The organism is Streptomyces sp. NPDC013157 (assembly GCF_042899865.1).
Taxonomy (GTDB): domain Bacteria; phylum Actinomycetota; class Actinomycetes; order Streptomycetales; family Streptomycetaceae; genus Streptomyces.
In genome coordinates this window covers 1109549-1130648 of record NZ_JBIBAK010000001.1, presented here as the reverse complement: position 1 = coordinate 1130648, position 21100 = coordinate 1109549, and the positions used below count along the sequence as shown (strand labels likewise).

General features: G+C 71.2%; 16 protein-coding genes. 11 read left to right on the top strand and 5 right to left on the bottom strand.

What is annotated here, in order from left to right; genetic code table 11:
- Positions 1–226 precede the first annotated feature (226 nt).
- Entirely contained in the window at positions 227–1006 is a 780-nt protein-coding gene (gene lexA, locus ACFY6U_RS05005; RefSeq protein ID WP_132893616.1) for a transcriptional repressor LexA, read from the bottom strand.
- Positions 1007–1509: 503 nt separating this feature from the next.
- On the opposite strand from lexA, the gene nrdR reads away from it, so the two are divergent.
- Positions 1510–2061, top strand: a complete 552-nt coding sequence (gene nrdR, locus ACFY6U_RS05000; RefSeq protein WP_390035101.1) for a transcriptional regulator NrdR — start codon at positions 1510–1512, stop codon at positions 2059–2061.
- A 162-nt stretch (positions 2062–2223) separates the two neighbouring features.
- Positions 2224–5124 carry a vitamin B12-dependent ribonucleotide reductase gene (locus ACFY6U_RS04995; RefSeq protein WP_390035100.1) on the top strand — a complete coding sequence of 967 codons (2901 nt, stop codon included), beginning with the start codon at positions 2224–2226 and terminating at the stop codon, positions 5122–5124.
- 83 nt (positions 5125–5207) lie between these two features.
- Here ACFY6U_RS04995 and ACFY6U_RS04990 read toward each other — a convergent pair whose 3' ends face one another.
- The gene (locus ACFY6U_RS04990) at positions 5208–5741 is read right to left on the bottom strand and encodes a TerD family protein (RefSeq protein WP_390035099.1); all 534 of its coding nucleotides are present in this window, start codon (positions 5739–5741) and stop codon (positions 5208–5210) included.
- Positions 5742–5891: 150 nt separating this feature from the next.
- Here ACFY6U_RS04990 and ACFY6U_RS04985 point away from each other — a divergent pair, with 150 nt between their 5' ends.
- The 3 genes from ACFY6U_RS04985 (at position 5892) to ACFY6U_RS04975 (ending at position 8182) form a co-directional block, all read left to right on the top strand.
- Positions 5892–6497, top strand: coding sequence for a YdbC family protein (locus tag ACFY6U_RS04985; RefSeq protein WP_351484843.1), 606 nt, complete (start codon positions 5892–5894; stop codon positions 6495–6497).
- An 85-nt stretch (positions 6498–6582) separates the two neighbouring features.
- Positions 6583–7242, top strand: coding sequence for a histidine phosphatase family protein (locus ACFY6U_RS04980; protein WP_390035098.1), 660 nt, complete (start codon positions 6583–6585; stop codon positions 7240–7242).
- Positions 7243–7252: 10 nt separating this feature from the next.
- Complete coding sequence (locus tag ACFY6U_RS04975; RefSeq protein WP_390035097.1) at positions 7253–8182, top strand: ADP-ribosylglycohydrolase family protein; 930 nt, start codon at positions 7253–7255, stop codon at positions 8180–8182.
- Positions 8183–8729: 547 nt separating this feature from the next.
- Here ACFY6U_RS04975 and ACFY6U_RS04970 read toward each other — a convergent pair.
- Complete coding sequence (locus ACFY6U_RS04970; RefSeq protein ID WP_390035096.1) at positions 8730–10277, bottom strand: MFS transporter; 1548 nt, start codon at positions 10275–10277, stop codon at positions 8730–8732.
- 188 nt (positions 10278–10465) lie between these two features.
- Between ACFY6U_RS04970 and ACFY6U_RS04965 the strand changes: the two genes are divergently transcribed.
- The 3 genes from ACFY6U_RS04965 (at position 10466) to ACFY6U_RS04955 (ending at position 12568) form a co-directional block, all read left to right on the top strand.
- Complete coding sequence (locus tag ACFY6U_RS04965; protein WP_390035095.1) at positions 10466–11089, top strand: TetR/AcrR family transcriptional regulator; 624 nt, start codon at positions 10466–10468, stop codon at positions 11087–11089.
- An 82-nt stretch (positions 11090–11171) separates the two neighbouring features.
- The gene (locus ACFY6U_RS04960) at positions 11172–11873 is read left to right on the top strand and encodes a ribonuclease HII (protein ID WP_293989591.1); all 702 of its coding nucleotides are present in this window, start codon (positions 11172–11174) and stop codon (positions 11871–11873) included.
- A gap of 68 nt (positions 11874–11941) precedes the next feature.
- Positions 11942–12568 carry a hypothetical protein gene (locus ACFY6U_RS04955; protein ID WP_390035094.1) on the top strand — a complete coding sequence of 209 codons (627 nt, stop codon included), beginning with the start codon at positions 11942–11944 and terminating at the stop codon, positions 12566–12568.
- A gap of 310 nt (positions 12569–12878) precedes the next feature.
- On the opposite strand, the gene ACFY6U_RS04950 is transcribed toward ACFY6U_RS04955, so the two are convergent.
- Positions 12879–13499, bottom strand: coding sequence for a hypothetical protein (locus ACFY6U_RS04950; protein ID WP_390035093.1), 621 nt, complete (start codon positions 13497–13499; stop codon positions 12879–12881).
- A 287-nt stretch (positions 13500–13786) separates the two neighbouring features.
- The gene (locus tag ACFY6U_RS04945; protein WP_390035092.1) at positions 13787–15952 is read right to left on the bottom strand and encodes a RecQ family ATP-dependent DNA helicase; all 2166 of its coding nucleotides are present in this window, start codon (positions 15950–15952) and stop codon (positions 13787–13789) included.
- Positions 15953–16083: 131 nt separating this feature from the next.
- Here ACFY6U_RS04945 and ACFY6U_RS04940 point away from each other — a divergent pair, with 131 nt between their 5' ends.
- The 3 genes from ACFY6U_RS04940 (at position 16084) to ACFY6U_RS04930 (ending at position 21027) form a co-directional block, all read left to right on the top strand.
- Positions 16084–17619 (top strand): DUF4192 domain-containing protein, encoded by a 1536-nt coding sequence (locus tag ACFY6U_RS04940; RefSeq protein WP_390035091.1) that lies wholly within the window; start codon positions 16084–16086, stop codon positions 17617–17619.
- A gap of 360 nt (positions 17620–17979) precedes the next feature.
- Entirely contained in the window at positions 17980–20091 is a 2112-nt protein-coding gene (locus tag ACFY6U_RS04935) for a glycogen debranching N-terminal domain-containing protein (protein ID WP_390035090.1), read from the top strand.
- Between the two features lie 177 nt (positions 20092–20268).
- Positions 20269–21027, top strand: coding sequence for an NUDIX domain-containing protein (locus ACFY6U_RS04930; RefSeq protein ID WP_093498678.1), 759 nt, complete (start codon positions 20269–20271; stop codon positions 21025–21027).
- Positions 21028–21100 lie beyond the last annotated feature (73 nt).

Genomic DNA, 21100 nt, shown 5'->3' with positions numbered 1-21100 from the left:
CCCCGCCGGGCGGGGGCGCCCATCGCCGCGGGGCCCCGGCGGGCGGCGGGGGCGCGGGCGGGGGGGGCGTTGTCGGCGGGGGGGGGCCCCCCCGCCCCGCCCCCCCCCAACCCCCGATCCGGGGCAGGTGGTCGCCGGGGTCCGGACAGTGCAGGACCCCGGAACCGGCGCAGGGGTCCCGGGGCCCGATCGGAGGGCGGGCGGGATTGGCCGCCCGCCGCAGGCGTCACACGCGCCGCAGTACCGCGACGACCTTGCCCAGGATGGTGGCGTCGTCGCCGGGGATCGGCTCGTAGGCCGCGTTGTGGGGGAGGAGCCAGACGTGGCCGTCCTCGCGCTTGAAGCGCTTGACGGTGGCCTCGCCGTCGAGCATGGCGGCGACGATGTCGCCGTTCTCGGCCACAGGCTGGCGGCGGACGGTGACCCAGTCGCCGTCGCAGATCGCGGCTTCGATCATGGAGTCACCGACGACCTTGAGCACGAACAGCTCGCCGTCACCGACCAGCTGCCGGGGGAGGGGGAAGACGTCCTCGACCGACTCCTCGGCGAGGATCGGCCCACCGGCGGCGATCCGGCCGACCAGCGGGACGTACGACGCGGCGGGCTTGCCGGCGGTGTCCGTGGGCTGCACGGTCACGGCCTGGTCGGAGCCGCGCACCTCGTAGGCGCGCGGGCGGTGCGGGTCGCGGCGCAGGAAGCCCTTGCGTTCCAGTGCCATCAACTGGTGCGCCACCGAGGACGTGCTGGACAGGCCGACGGCCTGACCGATCTCCCGCATCGACGGCGGGTAGCCGCGCCGCTGCACCGAGTCCCGGATCACCTCGATCACCCGGCGCTGCCGGTCGGTGAGGCCCGAGCTGTCCGCCCGGATGCCTGGAGGTCGGCCCGGCAGGGAACGCTTGTGTCCCTCGGGATTCACGGCTTCGTTCATGGCATGCACCGGGTCGATTCGGCCCTGGGAGCGGTCCTGGGCGGTGATGGTGGCACTGTCTGCGGTCGTGGTCACGTCGGCCCCTCTCGATGGTCTCCCTGCTGGACAACGGTAGTTGCTTTCGAAAGGTTGCGCCAAACACACGTTCGAGTGAAAAAACGCGGTTCACCGTACGTGATCGCATGTCCGGGTGTATGGCTCACGCGGTACCCGGCAGGCAAAAGAGACCATCGTTGTACTCTTCACCGCCGGGGGACGGCCTTGTGGGTGTGCCCAGTCTGCCATCCGGGCCGCCGCCGACCGGGATGTCCGTCCCCATCTGCGCCGGAGTCGCACGTGACCTCCGTGCGGCGCCCACGGTATCTCCGTATCCGCCCTAGCGGTACGTGTGCGACACGCGCAACCTGGTGATGTATCTGCCAATCACCACATCTAGTGGTTGGATTGCTACAGCAGCCCACAAGTTGTGGTCCCCCGGGTCTCCGGTCTCTCTGAGATCGCCTATGCTTGGGGCTGCTTCGAGGGGCCCATGTGGCCCATCGAGGCTATTGAGTCTGCTGTGAGGAGGGTTGGAGATCATGCACTGCCCCTTCTGCAGGCACCCCGACAGCCGTGTGGTCGACAGTCGTACGACCGACGACGGCACGTCGATCCGCAGGCGCCGCCAGTGTCCGGACTGCTCCCGTCGTTTCACGACCGTGGAGACCTGCTCGCTCATGGTGGTCAAGCGGTCCGGAGTCACCGAGCCATTCAGTCGTACCAAGGTCATCAACGGCGTGCGCAAGGCATGTCAGGGACGGCCTGTCACCGAGGACGCACTCGCCCAGCTCGGCCAGCGGGTCGAGGAGGCGGTGCGGGCCACCGGAAGCGCCGAGCTGACCACCCATGACGTGGGGCTGGCCATACTCGGCCCGTTGCAGGAGCTCGACCTGGTCGCCTACCTGCGATTCGCCTCCGTCTACCGGGCGTTCGACTCGCTCGAGGACTTCGAGGCCGCGATCGCGGAGCTCAGGCGGGCGGCCCAGGACCCCGTCGCGGACGACGAAGACGCGGGAACGGGGGGCCAGGAGGACGATCACGGGCCAGGCGGGCCCACTCGGGTGCCCGCGCCCGTCGACATCGCCGGCTGACGGGCGGACCGGACCGGGCGGAGGACCCGGATCCGGTTGTCGGACGGCGATCCAGGACTTGTCGCGGGGGCGGCTCAGCGTGCTCGCGACGCGAAAACAGAACAGCGTGCCACGGGAACATCGTGGCATTTCAGGGCGTTTTAGCCCGTACAGGGAGGCGGCATGACAGAGACGGCGAGCGGTCCGGCACGGAGTTCCCGCGCGAAGGGCGCCAAGGCCACCAAGGGACTGCGTATCGAGCGCATCCACACCACCCCCGGCGTACACCCGTACGACGAGGTGAGCTGGGAGCGCCGTGACGTCGTCATGACCAACTGGCGCGACGGCTCGGTCAACTTCGAGCAGCGTGGCGTCGAGTTCCCCGACTTCTGGTCGGTGAACGCGGTCAACATCGTCACCAGCAAGTACTTCCGCGGTGCCGTCGGCACCCCGCAGCGCGAGACCGGCCTCAGGCAGCTGATCGACCGCATCGTGAAGACGTACCGGAAGGCCGGTGAGGACCACAAGTACTTCGCCTCGCCCGCCGACGCCGAGATCTTCGAGCACGAGCTGGCGTACGCCCTCCTGCACCAGATCTTCAGCTTCAACAGCCCCGTGTGGTTCAACGTGGGCACCCCGCAGCCCCAGCAGGTCTCCGCCTGCTTCATCCTGTCCGTCGACGACTCCATGGAGTCGATCCTCGACTGGTACAAGGAAGAGGGCATGATCTTCAAGGGCGGCTCCGGCGCCGGCCTGAACCTCTCCCGCATCCGCTCCTCCAAGGAGCTGCTCTCCTCCGGCGGCAACGCCTCCGGCCCGGTCTCCTTCATGCGCGGCGCCGACGCCTCCGCGGGCACCATCAAGTCCGGCGGCGCCACCCGCCGCGCCGCCAAGATGGTCATCCTCGACGTCGACCACCCCGACATCGAGGACTTCATCGAGACCAAGGTCAAGGAGGAGGAGAAGATCCGCGCCCTGCGTGACGCGGGCTTCGACATGGACCTGGGCGGCGACGACATCACCTCCGTCCAGTACCAGAACGCCAACAACTCGGTCCGCGTGAACGACGAGTTCATGAAGGCGGTCGAGCAGGGCGGACAGTTCGGTCTGCGCGCCCGGATGACCGGCGAGGTCATCGAGGAGGTCCAGGCCAAGAGCCTGTTCCGCAAGATGGCCGAGGCCGCCTGGGCCTGCGCCGACCCGGGCATCCAGTACGACGACACCATCAACCACTGGCACACCTGCCCGGAGTCCGGCCGGATCAACGGCTCGAACCCCTGCAGCGAGTACATGCACCTGGACAACACGTCCTGCAACCTCGCCTCGCTGAACCTCATGAAGTTCCTCAAGGACGACGGCAAGGGCCACCAGTCCTTCGAGGTCGAGCGCTTCGCCAAGGTCGTCGAGCTGGTCATCACCGCGATGGACATCTCCATCTGCTTCGCTGACTTCCCGACCCAGAAGATCGGCGAGAACACCCGCGCGTTCCGTCAGCTCGGCATCGGCTACGCCAACCTCGGCGCCCTGCTGATGGCGACCGGCCACGCCTACGACTCCGACGGCGGCCGCGCCCTCGCCGGTGCCATCACCTCCCTGATGACCGGCACCGCCTACAAGCGCTCCGCCGAACTCGCCGCGGTCGTCGGCCCGTACGACGGCTACGCCCGCAATGCCGACGCCCACAACCGCGTCATGCAGCAGCACGCCGACGCCAACACCGTGGCCGTCCGCATGGACGACCTGGACACCCCGGTCTGGGCCGCCGCCACGGAGGCTTGGCAGGACGTGGTCCGCCTCGGCGAGAAGAACGGTTTCCGTAACTCCCAGGCGTCCGTCCTCGCCCCGACCGGCACCATCGGTCTGGCCATGTCCTGCGACACCACGGGCGTCGAGCCCGACCTCGCCCTGGTGAAGTTCAAGAAGCTGGTCGGCGGCGGCTCGATGCAGATCGTCAACGGCACGGTCCCGCAGGCCCTGCGCCGCCTGGGCTACCAGGAGGAGCAGATCGAGGCGATCGTCGCCCACATCGCCGAGAACGGCAACGTGATCGACGCCCCCGGCCTCAAGCACGAGCACTACGAGGTCTTCGACTGCGCCATGGGCGAGCGCGCCATCTCCCCGATGGGCCACGTCCGCATGATGGCCGCGATCCAGCCGTGGATCTCCGGCGCCATCTCCAAGACGGTCAACATGCCGGAGACGGCGACCGTGGAGGAGGTCGAGGAGATCTACTTCGAGGCCTGGAAGCTCGGCGTCAAGGCGCTCGCGATCTACCGGGACAACTGCAAGGTCGGCCAGCCGCTCTCCGCCAAGACCAAGGAGAAGGAGAAGGAGGAGGTCGCCGCGAAGACCGAGGCGACCATCCGTGAGACGGTCGAGAAGGTCATCGAGTACCGCCCGGTCCGCAAGCGCCTCCCGAAGGGTCGTCCCGGCATCACCACGTCCTTCACCGTCGGCGGCGCCGAGGGCTACATGACGGCCAACTCCTATCCGGACGACGGCCTGGGCGAGGTCTTCCTGAAGATGTCCAAGCAGGGCTCGACCCTCGCGGGCATGATGGACGCCTTCTCCATCGCGGTCTCCGTCGGCCTCCAGTACGGCGTGCCGCTGGAGACGTACGTCTCGAAGTTCACCAACATGCGCTTCGAGCCGGCCGGCATGACGGACGACCCGGACGTGCGGATGGCGCAGTCGATCGTCGACTACATCTTCCGCCGCCTGGCGCTGGACTTCCTGCCGTTCGAGACGCGCTCCGCGCTCGGTATCCACTCCGCCGAGGAGCGTCAGCGGCACCTGGAGACCGGTTCGTACGAGCCGTCCATCGACGATGACGACGTCGACGTCGAGGGCCTGGCCCAGTCGGCGCCGCGCGCCCAGGAGCTGAAGGCCGTCGCCGCCCCGCGGACCGAGGCCGTCGCGGCCAAGGCCGCCCCGAAGCAGGCGCACACCAGCGCCGAGCTGGTGGAGATGCAGCTGGGCATCCAGGCCGACGCCCCGCTCTGCTTCTCCTGCGGTACGAAGATGCAGCGGGCCGGTTCCTGCTACATCTGCGAGGGATGCGGCTCGACCAGCGGTTGCAGCTGACGAGTCGATGTGACGTGAAGTAAGGGGCGCCGGCCGTGGCCGGCGCCCCTTACTGTTCCGCTGTCACGGGCGGTCGTCCGCTGTCAGGGGCGGCCGAGTCCGCCCATCTCCCGGCTGAAGACCACCGGGTCGTCCTCGAATCCGTGCAGCCCGGGCCGGAAACCCCAGTCGCCGGACCCGTCGCGTACGAACTCCGCGACGGTGGCCGCCGTCGCCCCGAGAACCGAGCCGAAGTCGTCCTCGGCCAGTACGTTGTAGCCCTCCCGGACGCGGACGGCCGGGTTCAGGACGTTCACGAACGTCCGGTGCGTGGCCCGCTGCTGGATGACGACTCCGACGACCACGCGCGCGTACCGGCTGTCGAGCCGGTCCAGTTCGAGCGTCATCACCTCGTCCCAGCCGAAGCCCTTGCCGTCCTGGCTGTCCCGGTTGAGAAAAATCGTGCCGTCGGGCGAACGGCTGTCGAAGTGCACGAGATAGGCCGGAGTTCCGTACGGTTCGGCCGTCGTGAACGTCCCGGCGACGACGTCGAGATCGGTGGGCGGCTGTCCGGAAGGGCTGGGATCCCACTTCACCGCGACCTCGACCTTGCGGATCGCCTTGCTGAAACCGCTCACCACGCGTCCCCTTCCCCCTAGAGGTCACTGCCCCAACTGATGTTTTGCCAAGGCTCTTTGTCCATCGTGCCACGCGCGCGGGGGCGTATGCGCGGGTGATCTCAGCCGGAGCGTGACCGACGCCACGCCCCATGGCCTTACGATGGCGCGGTGCTGGTCAAGTGGATTCGCTGCACCGTGGTTGACCGCCGGGGCTTCGAGCGGGGGCAGCGGAAATGGGCGGGGCTTCCGGGGGAGCCGGGATTTCGGGGACAGGGCGGGGGCTGGAGTCGGCAGCGACCTGGAGTGGCGCACATCTTCGCCTTCTGGGAGAGTCGTGCCTTCTACGACTCCTTCATGGCGCGTTCGCACGACCGCCTGGCCGCGTCCCAGTTCGGCACGTACAAGGACCGACAGGTGAAGCTGTTCGAGTACCGGTTCGACGTGAAGACCGGCTTCGAACCACGGTTCACGGACAGCGACCTGGTCCGGGTGGCTCTCTGCCGGGTCCACGAGGAGCGGGTCGAGCACTTCACGCTGATGCAGGAGAAGGTCTGGAACCCGGCGATGGCCGGCTCGCCCGGCATGATCCGCGGCATGTTCGCGGAGGCGCCCGAAAACGAGTTCATGATCCTTTCGATGTGGCGGTCGGCCGCCGAGCACGGCAAGTACCGCACCGAACGGGTGGAGCGGCTGGCGCTGCGCGCCCAGACGGAGGCCGACATCGCGGCCCTCACGGGTGACATCGTGGAGCTCGAGCCGAGCTGGATCGTTTGAAATTCCAACCCAGATGTGTGTGACCTGCGCTGTATGGGGGCCATCCGAGTGCTCGATTTTTCGTCACTCGATCTAGGGTTTTGGCATGGCACGACCACGGCGCATCGTCCTTGTCCGGCACGGCGAGTCAACCGGCAATGTCGACGACTCCGTGTACGAGCGGGAACCCGACCACGCGCTGGCCCTGACCGAGCGGGGCCGGCGGCAGGCCGAAGAGACCGGAAAGCGCGTTCGGGAGATCTTCGGCCAGGAGCGCGTCAGCGTGTACGTCTCGCCCTACCGGCGTACACACGAGACCCTCCGCGCCTTCCACCTCGACCCGGATCTCATACGCGTGCGCGAGGAGCCCCGGCTACGCGAGCAGGACTGGGGAAACTGGCAGGACCGCGACGACGTGCGGCTGCAGAAGACGTACCGGGACGCGTACGGACACTTCTTCTTCCGCTTCCCGCAGGGTGAGTCCGGGGCCGACGTGTACGACCGCGTCGGCGGCTTCCTGGAGAGCCTGTTCCGCAGCTTCGAGGCGCCGGACCACCCGCCCAACGTGCTCCTGGTGACCCACGGCCTGGCGATGCGGCTGTTCTGCATGCGCTGGTTCCACTGGACCGTCGCGGAGTTCGAGTCGCTCTCCAACCCGGGGAACGCCGAGATGCGGATGCTCGTTCTCGGAGACGACGGCAAGTACGCGCTCAACCAGCCGTTCGACCGCTGGCGGGACCCGGAGCCCTACTGGATGAGCGGCTAGGCTGACCGCGATGACCTCCTCCTTCGATTCCCCGACCCCGGGGCGCCTGGAGCGCGCCCTGGCCAGCCTGCGCGGACTCGCGATCGGCGACGCGCTGGGCTCGCAGTTCTTCGTGCCGGTGAACTACCCGCTGCTCAAGCGACGGGAGCTGCCTCCCGCTCCCTGGCAGTGGACCGACGACACCGAGATGGCCTGCTCCGTCGTCGCCGTCCTGGCCGCGCACCACCGCATCGACCAGGACGCGCTGGCCCACTCCTTCGCCGCGCACCACGACTTCGACCGGGGCTACGGCCCCGCCGTCAACCGCCTGCTGCGCCTCGTCCGGGAAGGCGGCGACTGGCGCGAGCTGGCCGCCGGGCTCTTCGAGGGACGGGGATCCTGGGGCAACGGCGCGGCGATGCGGATCGCACCCCTGGGCGCCTGGTACGCGGACGATCCGGAGCAGGCCACGCACCAGGCCGAGATCTCCGCCTACCCCACACACCAGCACAGGGAGGCCGTGGCCGGTGCCATGGCCGTGGCGGCCGCCGCAGCCCTCGCGGCCGCGCCCGACGGCCCGCCGAGCCCCGAGGCGCTCCTCGACGGGGTCGTCGCCCTCGTCCCCAAGAGCGCCGTGGGCCAGGGCCTGCGGCGCGCCCGCGACATGCTCGACTACGCCGACGCGGGCACCGTCGCGGCCGTCCTGGGCTGCGGACGCCGTACGACGGCCCATGACACCGTCCCCTTCGCGCTCTGGTCGGCGGCACGCGCCCTCGGCGACTACGAGACGGCGTTCTGGGCGACCGCCCAGGTGGGCGGTGACGTGGACACCACCTGCGCCATCGTGGGCGGCGTGCTCGCGGGCGGCAGCGCGGGAGCGCCGCCGGCCGCGTGGGCGGAGCGGGCGGAGGCGCTGCCGGAATGGGTGCCGACGGGGGCCGGGACCGGCGTCGGCGGGTGACCGGCTGAGGCCGGGCTCGCACCGCGTGCGGCAATAACGCGGTTCGGTGCCCCTGCGGAGCCGGCTCGTGGGGAAAACCGCGAGGCAGCGCCGCTCCTGAGACATCGGAGACGTGCGCCGAGGCCGGGCGCTGTCGTCTCGAGGCGGGCTCCGCGTCCGAGGACCGTCGAAGCGTGCCATGGCGAAGCTTCGTCGGTCCGAGGCCGCCCGTCCCCTCTGGCCCAAGTTGAATCCCGCGATCCACATAAGAGACTCTCCGTACCTGGCGGGAACTCTGCGTGACCGTCAGGCGTTTTCCGGGCAGCCGTCCCATCCGGCGCATGTGCCGGGGCGGGCGGAAGGCGTAGTCGCGGGGGAGGTGTGGGGCGTGTGGGCCGGGTCGGCTCTTCCGATGGTGTGCGCCGTGCTCGTGATCGCGGCGCCGACGGCCTGGATGCGGATGGCCGGGAGGCGAGTGGCCGGGACGCAGATGGCCGGACCTCTGCCTCTGCCGCCCGTCCCCTGGCGGAGGTCCGGCCATCCGCGGCTCTGCACGGACCTGGTGGGGTCAGCCCATCCCCGGGCCGGCCGTACCGGCGAGCGCTTCGAGGTCGCTCTTGCGGACCTTGATCACCAGCCAGGCGGTGAGCAGCCCGAGCCCGGCCATGACGGCGGCGGGGACGAACGCGGTCGAGATGCCGTGCGCGAGCACCTCGTGTCCCCACGGCGCGGGCAGCTGATGGGTCTTGGTGAACGCCGCCTTCTGCTCCGGCGAACCGTCGGCGAGGAATTTCGGCAGCTGCTTCTTCGCCTCGTCCTTGCTGGCCGAACCGAACACCGTGGTCAGGATGGACAGACCGAGCGAACCGCCGACCTGCTGCATGGCGTTGAGCAGCCCGGAAGCCGCCCCGGCCTCGTGCTGGTCGACACCGGAGACCGCGGTGACGGTCGCCGTCACGAAGTTCAGCCCCATGCCGAAGCCGAAGACCAGCATGGGCCCGAGGATTCCGCCGAGATAGGAGCTGTCGGGCTTGATGAACGTCTGCCAGGTGAGTCCGACGACCACGAGCGCCGAACCGGTCATCATGAACGGCTTCGGGCCCAGGACGGGCAGGAACCGCTGCGAGAGCCCGGCGCCTACGGCGATGGCCGCCGTCACGGGCAGGAAGGCCAGACCGGCCCTGATCGGGCTGTAGCCCAGCACGTTCTGCACGAACAGCACGATGTAGAAGAACATGCCGAACATCGCGGCGGCCAGGCTGAGCATGATCACATAGGTGCCGGAGCGGTTGCGGTCGGCGAACATCCGCAGCGGGGTGATGGGCTCCTTCGCCCGGGTCTCGATGAAGACGAAGGACAGCAGCAGGACCACCGCGGCGGCGAACGACCCGAGTGTCAGACTGTCGCGCCAGCCGTCCTCCGCGGCCCGGATGAAGCCGTAGACCAGGGCGGCCATGCCCAGGGTGGAGGTCAGCGCGCCCGCGATGTCGAACCGTCCGGGGTGCCGTTCGGACTCGTTGATGTACTGCGGGGTGAGGGCGGCGATCAGCAGCCCGATCGGTACGTTGACGAACAGCACCCAGCGCCAGTCGAGCCAGTCGGTGAGCATGCCGCCGGCCAGCAGGCCGATGGCCCCGCCGCCCGCAGAGACGGCGGCGAACACACCGAACGCCCGGTTCCGCTCCGGGCCTTCGGGGAAGGTCGTGGTGATCAGCGCCAGCGAGGTCGGCGACGCGATCGCGCCGCCGACTCCCTGGAGGGCGCGGGCGGCGAGCAGTTGCCAGGGTTCCTGGGCGAGTCCGCCGAGGAGTGAGGCGAAGGTGAACAGCAGGATGCCGGTCATGAACACCCGGCGTCGGCCGAGGATGTCGCCGGCCCGCGCGCCGAGGAGCAGCAGGCCGCCGAAGGTGAGCGTGTAGGCGCTGACCACCCACGTGAGGTCCGTGGTGCTGAACTTGAGCGCCTCTTGAATGTGCGGGAGCGCGATGTTCACAATCGTCGCGTCGAGTACCACCATGAGCTGACACGCGGCAATCACGGTGAGCGCGATGCCGGGGCGCCCCTGCCGGCGGGCCGCACCTGGTTTCTGGTCCGGTATCAGTTGAGAGGTTGTCACTATGGATCCCCCATGAAGGTGTTAGTGAACGGCAGCGTTCACTGTCGCGTCAACGGTAGTGAGTCCCCGATAGAGAACGCAAGCGTTCACTTAATTGCGCTTCGTGTGCCGCGTCCCCCTTGCCGTCGCGCGCCGCGCCCCCCCGCTCCGGACTTCCCGCTTCCCCTCGCTCGCTGGAGAAACATCAGATGGTTACCTCGCGCTGGACTGCCGCTGCTCCCCAGGCGGCCTCCCCTCGTCGGCGCGGTGCGGTCCTCGAACGCGCGATCCTGGACGCCGCCTTGGAGCAGCTCAGCACTGTCGGCTGGAACGGCCTCACCATGGAGGGCGTCGCCGCCGGCGCCCAGACCGGGAAGGCCGCGGTCTACCGCCGCTGGCCCTCCAAGGAGGAACTGGTCGCCGACGCGCTGCAGGCCGGCCTGCCACGTCTGGAGGAGGCCCCCGACCTCGGAAGCGTGCGCGAGGACCTGTTGGCCCTGTGCCGGCAGGCCCGGGACGCGATGTTCTCGCGCCCCGGCTTCGCGCTGCGCTCCGTGATTCACGAATGCGATCCACTGCAGGTCGAGCGGTTCCATGGCGTGATCTTCGACGGGGTGGTGGGGCCGACGATCCGGCTGATCGGTGACGTCGTCGCCCGCGGTATTGAGCGGGGAGAGGTGCGCACCGACGCGGCCAACGGCTATGTCATCGACGCCATTCCGGCGATGATGATGTACCGGAACAAGATTTCTGGAAGCGAATGGAGCGACCGGGAGATCGAGGAGATGATCGATCGGTTCATGCTTCCGCTGCTGCTGTCACGCGGGGTGTGAGCCGCGGCTCCGGCGGTCCCCGGCGCCGTCCGGGAGGCCGGGGTGTCGCTCGGGGATCAGCGCGGCGTACCCTAAGGGCGCCATGCCGTACGAACCGCCTACTCACACCGTCGAGCGCTCCCTTCGCGCCACGACCGGAGCCAAGGTCATTGCCGGTGTCGACGAGGTGGGGCGCGGCGCCTGGGCCGGGCCCGTCACCGTCTGTGCCGCGGTCACCGGTCTTCGCCGACCGCCCGAGGGCCTCACCGACTCCAAGCTGCTGACCGTCAAGCGACGTACGGAACTTGCCGAGGCGCTGCGGGGGTGGGTCACGTCCTACGCCCTCGGGCATGCCTCGCCGGAGGAGATCGACGACCTCGGGATGACGGCCGCACTGCGACTCGCGGCGGTCCGCGCCCTGGAGACCTTGCCCGTCCGCCCCGACGCGGTCATCCTCGACGGGAAGCACGACTACCTCGGTACCCCGTGGCGGGTGCGCACGGTCATCAAGGGTGACCGATCGTGTGTGGCTGTGGCCGCTGCCTCGGTGATCGCCAAAGTTCAGCGCGACAAAATGATGGCCGAACTGGGTATCGACCATGCAGACTTCGGATTTGCGGACAATGCCGGGTACCCGTCGCCCGTGCACAAGGCTGCACTGGAGGAGCGGGGCCCCACCCCGTACCACCGGTTGTCGTGGGCGTATCTTGATGCGCTGCCCCAGTGGCGGCACCTCAAGAAGGTCCGCAGCTGGGCGGAGGGAAGCGTTCCGGAGATCGAGGGTCAGCTCGGCTTCGATTTCTGACGTTCCGGTCGCACGGTTGTGCCACCCGGTTCACGTGACCTGCACCAACGTTTGATAAATATCAGCTCATGCCTCTCATTCCCGAGGAGCCTCAGATTCACGAGAGTGCCCAGGGTCCCCGCGCCACTCCGGCCAGTGGCCGTACCGCGCCGACCCCTCGTCCCGTACCCGGCCCCCGCCCCGCGGCTCCGTCGCGTCCCGGTCGTCCCGGCCCTCTGCGGCCCACGCCGCCGGTGCAGCGCACGCCGCGTGACGTGGCCAAGCCAGGCCAGCCCGGCCCGGCCGTCCCCGCCGCGGCAGCGGCGGCCCCGCAGATCCAGCTGATCCCGGCCTCGGTCGAGAGCGCTCTCGACGCGGCCGAGGAAGCAGTGGACCTGCTCCTCGAATCGGGTCGCGCCCCCGGCGACGTGCTGGTGATCACCACCGGCGCGCAGCATCCGTGGGCCGACCACGAGCTGTCCTTCGGCGAAGCCTCCTACTGGGCCCAGCACGACGCGGGCGACGACGTCTTCTACGCGGACGCCGCCGTCGCCTCCCGTGCCGTGACCCGCTCCGTGGTCGTCGTCGCTGTCAACGGCGGCCCCGACACCGTCGCCGCCACCGCCCTGCCGCTGGCCCTGTCCCGGGCCGGTGCCCTGCTGATCGTCTGCGGCGACCCGCAGCGCATCAACTCGGTGCTGGGCGCAGGCGTCTGAGCTGCCTCCGGCGCCTCCGGGACTCCGGAGGTACCGAAGGAGCCGCGGCGGTGACCCGCACAGTGGCGCCTTCGGCATGCCCGGACGACGGACGGGAGCCGCTGTCCGTCGTGGCGGTCGCCGTGGGGCGGGCGGAGGATCCGGCAGCGCGGGCACCGGGCCGGATCTCTCGGGTTGCTCGACGGGGAGCGGCGGGACGTCCGCTCCGGTGCGAGGCGCGGTGTGACTGCCGAGCACCCGATAGGGCGACTTCAGGGCGCCGTGCCCGGCGGGGCGTGCCCGCTCGGTGCTCCCTTGCAGGGGCCGGCGTTCAGCGGGCGGCCGCGCGGCGCAGTACCTCGGAGGTGGCGCCGCCGGTACGCGGTGACAGAGGCGGGGCCTCGGACAGGGCGAAGGGTTCGGGAGGCGAGTCGGCGTTGGGACGCCGTCCGCCGCGGCCCTCGCCGAGCACCTGCCAGCCGTCGTGGGTCAGCGTGATGTACGCCCCGCAGCGCAGCCCGTGCAGAGTGCACGCGTCCCGCAGACCCCACATCCAGGCACCGTCCTCCTCGGTCCAACGCGAGTCCCCCTCGCGGCAGTAGAGCAGTACGGCGGTCCGCACCGGAGTACGGCGGCGCAGGTCGTGCGGGATGACCCGGCGCAGCTGGGCCAGCAGCGCGTTGCGGAACATCCAGCCGTCGGCCGGGGCCGCGCGCCGGCCGAAGGAGGCGCTGGCACACAGCCGTTCCTCCGGATCGAGGACGGCGACGACCGCGGTGCCCGGACGGGGGCGATGCCGGGTGTGCAGACCGCTGACGACTTCGCGGGGATTGCGCAGCAGCGGTATTCCGGCGTCGGCCCATTCCGCGGGCTCGAGCAGACGGCTGGCGGACGCGGCGGATGCGGACGTCGAGAACGATGCCGCCGAGGACGGAGCGAATCCGAAGGTCACGTTCCTCCCTTCGGCTACGCGCCCACACTGCGGGCGAGATCGGATTCGGGGCCGCGCGCACCGCAGCAAAAGCCCAACCGGATCACGGGCGAGCCGTGCGGGGAGCGGACCTCAATTCTTGCTGTCGAACTTGGATGCGGCAACGAGCAAATGGGCCCACCGACTGTTATCTGGTGGTGCGTGGCTTATATCCCTACCCGTTGATGTGCCCGGCGACCCCTGGGACGTTCGAGCGCGGCACGTTCGTACGTCGCACCCGGCGCCGCATTCGAACAGCAGCGGGTCGGTCAGCCCTGAACGGCGAGGACCAGGGGCAGCACCCCCCGGGCCCCGGACCTGCGGAGCATGCGCGCCGCCACCGCCAGGGTCCAGCCGGTCTCAGTGAAGTCGTCCACCAGCAGGACCGCCCCCTGGGCTTCGGAGAGGGCGGCGGCGAGGCCGGGCGGCACGGTCAGCGCACCGTCGAGGGCCTTCAGGCGCTGGGCACTGTTGCTGCGCGAGACCCGGGACGCCTCGCCCGCGTACTCGACGGAACCCAGCAGAGGCAGCCTGCCGACCTCCGCGATGCGCGCGCCCAGGGAGTGAACCAGCCGGGGCCTGGAACGCGAGGCGACGGTGACGACACCCACCGGGCGCGGCTGCGGGTCGGTCGCGCCCGGAGCCCAGCCGCCGGGTCCCTTCGCCCAGTCCGCCAGCACGTCCACCACGGCACGGGTGACATCGTCCGGCACAGGCGTGTCCGGGGCCTGGGGAGCGAGCAGCGGTCGTAGCCGATTGCCCCAGCCGATGTCCGACAACCGTCCCAAGGCCCGTCCCGCCGATGCCTGTTCACCGGCCGGAATGCGCCCCTTGAGATCGATGCCGATCGCCGGCAGTCCGGTCGGCCACATCCGGCGGGGCTCCACCTCGACGCCGGCGCGGCCCAGGTCGACCCGCGCGGCGTCCAGCGCGGCCGAGGTGGTGTCGGCCGTGAAGCGGGGTTGCGCGCAGTTGTCGCAGCGGCCGCAGGGCTTCGCGGCCTCGTCGTCCAGTTGGCGCTGCAGGAACTCCATCCGGCAGTCCGGCGTGGCCGCGTACTCGCGCATCGCCTGCTGCTCGGTCTCGCGCTGCCTGGCCACCCAGGCGTACCGGTCGGCGTCGTACGTCCACGGCTGCCCGGTCGCGACCCAGCCGCCCTTGACCCGCCTGACCGCGCCGTCCACGTCGAGGACCTTCAGCATGGACTCCAGCCGTGAGCGGCGCAGTTCCACCAGCGGCTCCAGCGCGGGCAGCGACACGGGGCCGCCGGCCCGGGAGAGAACGTCCAGGGTGCGACGCACCAGGTCCTCCGGCGGGAAGGCGAGCGAGGCGAAGTAGTCCCAGATCGCCTCGTCCTCCCTGCCCGGCAGCAGCAGCACCTCGGCGTGCTCGACACCGCGGCCCGCACGGCCCACCTGCTGGTAGTAGGCGATGGGGGAGGAGGGCGAGCCGAGGTGCACCACGAACCCGAGGTCGGGTTTGTCGAAGCCCATACCGAGCGCCGAGGTGGCGATCAGCGCCTTCACCCGGTTGCCGAGCAGGTCGTCCTCCGCCTGCTGCCGGTCGGCGTTCTCCGTCTTCCCCGTGTACGAGGCCACGGGATGCCCGCGCTGCCGGAGGAACGCGGTGACCTCCTCGGCCGCGGCCACGGTGAGCGTGTAGACGATGCCCGAACCCGGCAGTTCGTCCAGGTGGTCCGCGAGCCAGGCCATCCGGTGCGCGGCGTCCGGCAGCCGCAGCACGTTCAGGCTGAGGCTCTCCCTGTCCAGCGGCCCGCGCAGCACCAGCGCGTCCGAGGCGCCTCCGGTGCCGAGCTGCTCGGCCACGTCGGCGGTCACGCGTGCATTGGCCGTGGCGGTGGTCGCCAGCACCGGCACGCCCGGCGGCAGGTCGGCCAGCATGGTGCGCAGCCGCCGGTAGTCCGGCCGGAAGTCGTGGCCCCAGTCGGAGATGCAGTGGGCCTCGTCGACCACGAGCAGTCCGGTTGCCGCGGCGAGTTTGGGCAGGACCTGGTCGCGGAAGTCCGGGTTGTTGAGCCGCTCCGGGGACACGAGGAGGACGTCGACCTCACCGGCCGCGATCTCCGCCTGAATCGACTCCCACTCCTCCGTGTTGGAGGAGTTGATGGTGCGGGCGTGGATGCCGGCCCGGGCCGCGGCCTCCACCTGGTTGCGCATGAGCGCGAGCAGCGGCGAGACGATCACCGTCGGGCCACCGCCCGAGGCACGGAGCAGCGAGGTCGCCACGAAGTACACCGCGGACTTGCCCCAGCCCGTGCGCTGGACGACCAGGGCCCGGCGCCGGTCCGCGACCAGCGCCTCGATCGCCCGCCACTGGTCCTCGCGCAGCCGGGCGGCGCCCGTGTCGTCCCCGACGAGACGGGCGAGGACGGCGTCCGCCCGGGTCCGCAGTTCCGCGTTGCTCGTGTGCTCCATGCGTCCCATACAACAGGACGGGACCGACAGCCGGGCGAGCCTGTGGATACCGGACATGGTTTTGTCGTGTCCCTGATTCAACTTATCCACAGGTCCAACCGGAATCGCGAGATCCGGGAGATCGTCTGCGCATGACGAATCACGGCGAAACCACCGGACCCTCCGAAAACGGCGACATCACCCGAGGCGCGGTCCCCCTCGGACCGTCCGCCCACGACACCCAGGTCACCTTGCGCACCCCGGCCGAGCTGGCCGACGCGCTGCCCTATCTGCTCGGGTACCGCCCCGAGGACAGCATGGTCCTGGTGGCCCTCCACGACCGCGCCGGCCGCGGCCGCTTCGGCGGACGCGCCCGGCTCGGCATCCCCGCCAACAAGGACGACTGGGAGTCGGCCGCACGCCAGCTCGCACAGGGCCTGGTGACCGGCGGCGAGCGCCGGGGAGCCCGGCCCGAGCAGATGGTCGCCTACGTCTGCCAGGAACCGGCGCCCGGCGAATCGGGCCGGGACGTGATGCAGCGGCTCGCGCCGCTGACCCAGCTGCTGCGCGTCGAGTGCGGTCGGCTCGACGTACCGGTGATCGAGGCACTGTGCGTCTCGGACGGCCGCTTCTGGTCGTACTGCTGCCCGACCGAGGCATGCTGTCCGCCCGACGGCGCCCCCATGGGCCTGCCCGGCACCTCCGTGCTCGCGGCCGCCGCGACCTACGCCGGGATCCAGGTGCGCGGCAGCCTGCGCGAGCTGCGGGCCAGGCTGCTCCCCTGGGAGTCCGGCGCCCTGCTGGAGCAGGAGATCGCCCTGGACAGCGCAGGCATGGCACTGGTGCCCCGCATCCTCGACGACACGTTCCGCACGGACGTGGCCGAGGAGACCCTGGCCCTCGCCGAACGGGTCATCGACCGGTATGCCGCCACCACCCCCGTGTCCGGCACCCACCAGGCGGATGCCCGCGACGACACCCTGCTCTCCCACGACGAGGCCGCGACGCTGATTCTCGGACTGCAGGACCGCACGACCCGCGACCGCGCGGCCGTCTGGATGGAGGGCGACGCGGCGGGCCCGGCCCTGCGGCTGTGGCGAGCCCTGGCCCGCCGCTGCGTCGGCCCCTACGGCGAACACGCCGCCGCTCCGCTCACGCTGGCGGGATGGGTCGCGTGGTCGACCGGTGACGACCTGGAGGCACGGGAGGCCTTCGCGATGGCCCTGGGCGCTGACCCCGACTACCTCTTCGCCAAGCTGCTCCACCAGGCCTGCAACGAGGGTCTGGACCCGGAGTCGATCCGCCGCTGCCTGCGGAAGGAACGAACGGACCGCACGGAGCGGATCGAACTCACGGACCGCGTCGGCCGCGTGCCGGCGGACGGGATCGCGGCAGTCGGTGACGCCGGTCCGCCTCACCACCATGCCGACGACTTGTCGGCCGCCGCTTCCGGCACCCGCCGTGGCCGCCCTCGACGCACCGGAGACCCCGCCGACGACCGCCGGCCGCGACCGGCCGGAACCCGGCCGCGACAGGTGCACTCGGGGCACACCCGCCCCAGCGCCGCCGGGCCTGGCCGCACGCGCACGCGTGCGGCGGAGGAGGCGGAGCGGAGTGAGACAGGCGGCGGCCGGGCCGCGCAGGAGGGCAGGCGATCGGAGGCCGGTCGCAACGGGGCGGACGAATGAACGGGGGACGGGCACGGGCGGCAGCCGGCCGGACCTGGGCCGGTGCTGTCGGCCGCTGGGCCCGGAGTCTCGTCGGGGGGGGCACGGCACCGTGACCATCCGCTCTCCGGCAGGCGCCGCATCGGCCTGCCGCACCAGGGCGTTCGCGGTCGCAGGCGCAGGCCGGCCGATTCGAACGACGCGGCACCGCACCGGCATCCGATCGGCTTCGGCAGGCGGGGGCGTGACCAGGAGGAGTCCGTCTCCGTTCACCTGAGTGGCGGAACGACTGGACGGGCCGTGCCGCCGTCCGTCCCTCCGGAGCCCTCCGCCCGGCGCCCGGCACGTCACGGGCGCACAGCGCACAGAGGAAGCCTGCCCATGCATCAGCCGACTCCGCCCTTGACCGCCACCGACAACCGCCGCCTGCGGGACGGGCCGCCCTGGCCGCCGAATGCGGAAGGCAGCCTCGGCCACGCGCAACCGCGCGGGCGCGTATCCCGGCCCTCCCCCGCCCGACCGGTTCCCCCGGCCCCGGGCGGCGCCGGCGGGCTGCCGCCCACACACGCCGCCCTGATCTGCGTCGCGCTGCCCGGCCTCGCCATCTCCACGGAACACGGTCAGTTGACCGGCCAGGGGCTGGAAGGGTTCTACCGCGCGGGCCGACGGCTGCTCGCGCGCTGTCAGGTCCGTGTCGCGGGCCGCGAACCGCTCGCCGTGCAGGCCCGGATGACAGGGGCGGACTCCGCCCGTTTCGTCGGCACGCTCCGGGTTTCTCCGGCGGCGGGACCGGATCCGGACGTCGTCGTGGAACGGATCCGGCACGCCGACGGCACGGAGCGCATCACCTTGCGCAACTGCGCACCCCACCCCCTGCGCCTGCCTCTGGAGGCGGCCCTCGGTACGGACCTGGCCGACCTGAGCGCCATCGCCTCCGGCGTCCCCGGACCCGAAATCCCGGCCAGCGTCCACGACTCCGGCCTCCGCTGGACCACGCCTGCCGGCAACGCCTCGGTCACGGCGGACCCGCCACCGTCCGACGCGCTGGCCTCGGCCGGACTGCTGCGCTGGGAGTTCGAGCTGCCGCCGGGCGGAACGGCGAGCGTGGAGCTGCGGGTGCGCCCGGACGGCGCGAGCCCCCTGCGCGCCGTGGGACGCGCCGCGACCAGCCCGCTGGTACCGGCCAGAGCCACCGGCGACGATCCGCGGGCCACGGTCCTGCTCAGGGCCGGCATCGACGACCTCCAGGCGTTGCTGCTCCGCGACCCCGCGCACCCCACCGACTGCTATCTCGCCGCCGGGGCGCCGTGGCGGTGTGGTCTGGCCCCGGCCGAGGCACTCGCCGCCGCCCGGATGGCCCTGCCCCTCGGCACCCGTCTCGCCGCCGGCACTCTGCGTACGCTGGCCCGCACCCAACTCCGCGGTCCGGGAGCGCGGACCGGCATGATCCCCGGCCCGCGCCGCGACGCCGGAGCGCACCTGCCACCGGGCTGTACGGGGACGGAGGCCACCCTGCTCTTCCCTGTCCTGCTCTCGGAGGCCCGCCGCTGGGGACTCCCGGAACAGGAGACGCGGGAACTGCTGCCCGCCGCCGAGCGCTGCCTGGCCTGGCTGCGCACCGCAGTGGGTGACCAGACCTACCTCCGCGACCCGCAGCCCGGCGGCCCCACGCGTGGCGAGACCCAGGCCCACGCCCACCGTGCCGCTCTGCTCGGCGCCGACCTCCTCGATGCCTTCGACCGGCCCGGAAGCGCCGGGCTGCGGCAGTGGGCTGCGGAGCTGAGGAAGGCGTTCCGGGCGGACTTCTGGGTCGAGGACCGGGGCGGCGGCCGTCCCGCGGCGGCCCTGACCCCGGACGGCCGTCCCCTGACCCACCTCGGCTCCACCGCCGTGCACCTGCTCGACACCGGCCTGCTCGGTGCGGGCGAACTGGCCGTCGGCCTGCTCGACAAGGTGCAGACCGAGCAGCTCGCCCGGCTGCTCGGCGGACCGGCCATGGACTCGGGGTGGGGGTTGCGCGGACTGGGAGCCAAGGAGGCGGGACACAGCCCGTTCGGACACCGGTCCGGCGCCGTCAGGGTCCACGAGACGGCACTGGCCGTCGCCGGGCTGGCCGCCGCCGGCTACGAGAAGGAGGCGGGCGGGCTGCTGCGCGGCCTGCTGGCGGCGGCTGAGCACTTCGACCACCGGCTGCCGGAGATGTTCGCCGGAGAGCAGCGCGGCGAGGGCAGTGCTCCCCTTCCGCACCCCGCGGCCTGCCGCCCGGCGGCCACGGCCGCCGCTGCCGGGATCCTGCTCCTGACCACGCTCGCCGGCATCCGCCCCGACGCCCCGGCAGGTACCGTCACCCTCCGCCCGGCCCACAGCGCGCCCCTGGGCGAACTCGGCCTGACCGGGCTGCGGGTCGCCGGTGCGCCTTTCTCGGTGCGGGTCAGCCGGCTCGGCCTGGCCATGGTCGAGGAGGCCGCGGACGGCCTGCAGCTGGGGATGTGAGCTTGCGCAGAGATAAAGGCGAGCCCCTGCGGCGTCACGGCCGCGGCGAAAGGACGACCGAGTCGAGAACGCGTGCCGGAATGAACCGGAGGGCGCACGCCGGAGCGAAGTGGATCAGCCGTCGGAGTGAGTACCGAAGGGAGTGTTTATCGTCAGGCAGACGACTATGATCACCGCATGCCCTACGACCCGTCAGCCTTTCCGCCGTTCGCCGTTACCGTGGACCTGGTCGTGCTGACCGTGCGCCGACATGCCCTGTGCGCGTTGGCGGTACGCAGAGGCGAGTCGCCGTTCCAGGGACGCTGGGCGCTGCCGGGCGGCTTCGTGAGGGCCGACGAGGACCTTTCGCAGGCGGCGGCGCGGGAACTGGCGGAGGAGACCGGGCTACGGGCCCACGACCCCGACGCCCCCGCCCAGGAGGGCGGAGCCCACCTGGAGCAGTTGGCGACCTACGGCGACCCCAAGCGCGACCCCCGGATGCGCGTGGTCAGCGTCGCCCACCTCGCCCTCGCCCCCGACCTCCCCGCACCGCGCGCGGGCGGCGACGCCAGCAACGCGCGCTGGGCACCGGTGGAGGAACTACTGGCGCAGGGCGGCTACGGACGGGACGGCGAGCCTGTCGCGCCGCTCGCCTTCGACCACGCCCAGATTCTGTCCGACGGGGTGGAACGGGCCCGGTCCAAGATCGAGTATTCGTCCCTGGCCACCGCGTTCTGCCCGCCGGAGTTCACGGTCGGCGAGCTGCGCCGGGTCTACGAGGCGGTGTGGGGGGTGGCGCTCGACCCGCGCAACTTCCACCGCAAGGTGACCGGAACCCCAGGCTTCCTCGTCCCCACCGGCGGTACGACCACCCGCCAGGGCGGTCGCCCGGCCCAGCTTTTCCGGGCTGGTGGGGCCACTCTGCTCAACCCGCCGATGCTCCGGCCCGAGGTGTGACCGTCCGACAGCGCGAACTCGGGCCGGGTTAAAACCTTCTATACCCGGAAAAACGGTCATTCCGCGCTATCTT